General features: G+C 70.3%; 2 protein-coding genes and 1 pseudogene. All 3 read left to right on the top strand.

Translation table 11 applies throughout. The features are described from left to right. Positions 1 to 815 precede the first annotated feature (815 nt). On the top strand, positions 816 to 1,493 hold the full coding sequence (locus ABZ719_RS37365) for a rhodanese-like domain-containing protein (protein ID WP_366729623.1): 678 nt from the start codon (positions 816 to 818) through the stop codon (positions 1,491 to 1,493). 321 nt (positions 1,494 to 1,814) lie between these two features. Next, positions 1,815 to 3,179 (top strand): MBL fold metallo-hydrolase, encoded by a 1,365-nt coding sequence (locus ABZ719_RS37360; protein WP_366729622.1) that lies wholly within the window; start codon positions 1,815 to 1,817, stop codon positions 3,177 to 3,179. A 327-nt stretch (positions 3,180 to 3,506) separates the two neighbouring features. Next, positions 3,507 to 3,701 (top strand): annotated as a pseudogene (locus tag ABZ719_RS37355) (rhodanese-like domain-containing protein); the annotation flags it as partial.

Genomic DNA, 3,701 nt, shown 5'->3' with positions numbered 1-3,701 from the left:
TCCGCATATCTCACACACCATGGGATACAGGCATCACTCCGGGTCCCTCACAGACTTCATGAAGGTTCACCCCGACGAGCCGAAATCAGTAACGGTCCTGGTCGTTGGGCACGCGCGATGATGGAGGTCAGCAGCGGAGTCGTGCCGTGTCTGCGTGGATGCGCGGATTGCTCCGAGTACCTCCGGGTCAGTGCTCGATCGCTGTCACTGCGAAGCCGTCGGTCTGCTGAGCTTGGCCAGCTGCGCCTTGATGATCGCTTCCGGTACGGCAGCGGGGTCCTCTTGCCTCTGGGCCCTGCGGGGCGGTTGTACTCGTAGAACGTGGCGACCGTAGTCCCTTGCCGAACGGCCACGACCGCGCAGGGAACTCGTACGGGCTGCTCGTTCTCGCTGTCCGCCGTGAGTTGTGTAAGGCGCAGAGACACGGAATCGTCGCCGTAGCGGTCGGGACGCAGGGCGACCCCTTCGTAGCGGAAGCCCACCTGGACCTCCTGGAAGGTCTGGCACCGCTTGACGGCGGCCCGCAGTGCGTCGATCACTCGTGTGGCCGGCGTGTGCGGTGCGTGCGGCACCTCCCCGACGGCGGCGCCTCGACCAAGGTCCGTCCGCTTGCCGGTTCAGCAAGGTTGATTGCTGCTCACGGACGGCTGGGCGCAGGCTGCTTTCGGGAAGCACCGGCGCGGAGCCGGTGCCCCGCGGACTGCAGACCCGGCCGTTTTCCCTTGTTCGCCGCTCAACCCCCGGCCGGAGCGCTGCACCAGCAGTCACCAGTTCCTTGCACACAGAGGAGTCGGCGGATGGAAAATCGCCATGTCGTGATCATTCCGATTGAGATCGACGAAGAGAAGGAGAACTCCTACCTGGATGCCTGGCAGGATGCCGCGAACGTGATGGCGGCTCAACCCGGGTTCATCCGGACGTACATGTTCCGTACGATCGTTCCCGGGAGCAAGTTCCTGCTCGTCAACGTGGCGGAATGGGAGTCCACCTCTCACTGGGAAGAGGCGATGAACGTCTGCCCGATGCTGGGGCAGCAGATAGCCGTCGCCCATGCCTCGAACTACGAGGCGATCCGGACGGTCCTGCCCGCCCCGCGGCAGGACCTGGAACCCGGTGAGGGACACACGCCCGCCTCCCTGTCTCCCGCCGAGGCACGCCGCCGCGTCCTGGACGGTGACCTCACGCTGGTCGATGTCCGTGAAGACGATGAATGGGCCGCGCGTCACCCGGCCGGCGCCGTCCACGTCGCGCTCAGCACGTTCCCGGACTCGCTGACGGGTCTGCCTGACGGCCCGCTGGCCTTCCTGTGCCGCACGGGCGCACGCAGCGCGCGAGCCGGCGCGCACGCGATCCGCGCGGGCCGTTCCGCCGTCTACAGCGTGGCGGGCGGCCTCGAGGCATGGGAGACGGCAGGGCTGCCGGTCGGCTTCCCCGAGCAGGCGGATCCGCTGAACAACGACGACCGTGCCGAAGCCGCGGCACGCGAGGACTGACGCAGACAGAACCGGCGGATGACCGTCCCATGCGACTGCCGGCGTGCGTCTGACGGCCGGCGGCGGCAGGAGCCTGCCGGCATGCCTTTGCCGGCAGGCGTCCGGTCCGCACGCGTCCGGCCGGCCGGTTCATCCACCTCGCACCCCGCCCGGAATTCTCCGCCGCTGTCTCCGGCGGTGACCGCCGTGAAACGGATCAGGACGTGGAGTCCGCGGACGTCACGAGCGGCTCGGAACGGCATGAGCGTTCCGGAGCTGCGGCGGCGACGTTCCGATACGGAAATCCCCGGGGTGCACCCTCTGGAGAAAGGAGCCACTCCGATGTTTTTTGTCGACACCCTGGAGTTCGAGGGGCTGGGCAACCGCAGTTACCTGGCCGGAGGTACGAGGTCGGCGGTCGTGGTCGATCCGCCGCGGGACGTCGACCAGGTGATCGCCACCGCCGCCCGCCGGGGGGTGCGCATCGCCTACGTGGCGGAGACGCACCTGCACAACGACTACGTCAGCGGCGGGCTGCAACTGGCCCGTCTCACCGGAGCCCGCTACCTGGTCCCGGCCGGCGCTCATGTCTCCTTCCCCCGCACGTCCGTCTCGGACGGCGACACCTGCGAGGTGGACGAGCACCTGGTGCTGCGTGCGATAGCCACCCCCGGCCACACCCCGCACCACACCTCCTACGTGCTGGAGGAGCAGGGACGCGCGGTGGCGGCCTTCACCGGCGGCTCGCTGCTGATCGGCACCGTGGGGCGCCCGGACCTGGTGGACCCGCGGCTGACCGAGCACCTGGCCCGCGCACAGCACGCCTCCGCCCACCGGCTGGCGGCAACGCTCGACGACGAGGTGCCCGTCCTGCCCACGCACGGCTTCGGCAGCTTCTGCTCCTCGGCGCAGGCCGAGGGCGATGCGACCACGATCGGCGAAGAACGTACCAGCAACGACGCTCTCACCCTGGACGTGGACACCTTCGTGCAGCGGATCCTGGCCGGACTGGAAGACGTGCCCGCCTACTACACGCACATGGGCCCGGCCAACGCCGCCGGCCCCGCGCCCGTCGACCTGACCCCGCCCGAGCCGGCCGACGCCGCACAGATCGCCGAACGGCTGGCGGCGGGTGAGTGGGTGGTGGACCTGCGCGGCCGGGTCGCCTTCGCCGAGGGCCATGTGGCCGGCTCGTTCAACTTCGAGGGCACCGGCAAGCCGGCCACCTATCTGGCCTGGCTGATCCCGTGGGGCAAGCCGGTCACCCTGCTCGCCGACACCCCGGCACAGATCGCCGACGCGCAGCGGGAGCTGACCCGGGTCGGCATCGACCGCCCGGCCGCCGCCGCCACGGGAGATCCAGCCACCTGGGTCCGTGCGGGCGAGCAACTCGCCTCCTTCCCCCGCGCCCGCTTCGCCGACCTCGCCGCCGCACGGGAGCGCGGCGACGAGGTGGTGATCCTGGATGTGCGCCGGGATTCCGAACGCGCGAACGGCTTCATCAGGGGCTCCTCGCACATTCCGCTCCACGAGCTGCACGGCCGGGTCGGTGAGGTGCCCGCCGGCACGGTGTGGGTGCACTGCGCGGGAGGGATGCGGGCGGCGATCGCCGCTTCCCTGCTGGACGCGACCGGACGGAAGGTCGTCGCCGTCGATGACAGCTTCGAGGCCGCCGCCGGCACGGGCCTGAGCGTCACCCGGCCCTGAAACCACCGGCGCTGGACCGCTGGGCCGGGCCCCGATTCCGAGGCCCCGGCCCGAACCGCCGGCCTGGAGTCGGCACCGAAACCCCCGCTAGCGAACTCCCGCTCTGGACCGCGGCCCCGAGGCCCCGCTCCCAACTTCCGGTCTGGACCGCGGTCCCGAAGCCCCGTTCTTCCGAACTTCCGGTCTGGACCGCGGCTCCGAACGCCCGCTCTGAACTTCCGGCCGCCCGGCCCGCGTTCATGAACCCCGCCCCTGAACCCCGGGCCTGAACGCCGGCCCTGAACTCGACTCTGAAATCCCTAGCTCCGCCTGGAAAGAAAGCACGCGATGTTCCTCTCCCGTCACGGCCCTGGCCGCTCCGGTCCGGAACGGACCCACCTCCACCTCACTGACGGCGCTGCCGTGCTGCCGCACGTGCGCCGAGCCCCCGAGCACCGGGCCGATCCCGTGCCCGCTGCCGTCGACCTGCCGCTGTCCCGTCCGCTGACCAGGCCGATCGATTCCAGCGGTGCCGGCGCGCCA

This window comes from Streptomyces sp. NPDC006743, assembly GCF_040703815.1.
In the GTDB taxonomy this organism is placed as follows: domain Bacteria; phylum Actinomycetota; class Actinomycetes; order Streptomycetales; family Streptomycetaceae; genus Streptomyces.
Note: the sequence above shows the minus strand (reverse complement) of the source record. Positions and strands in the feature narration are given on the sequence as shown.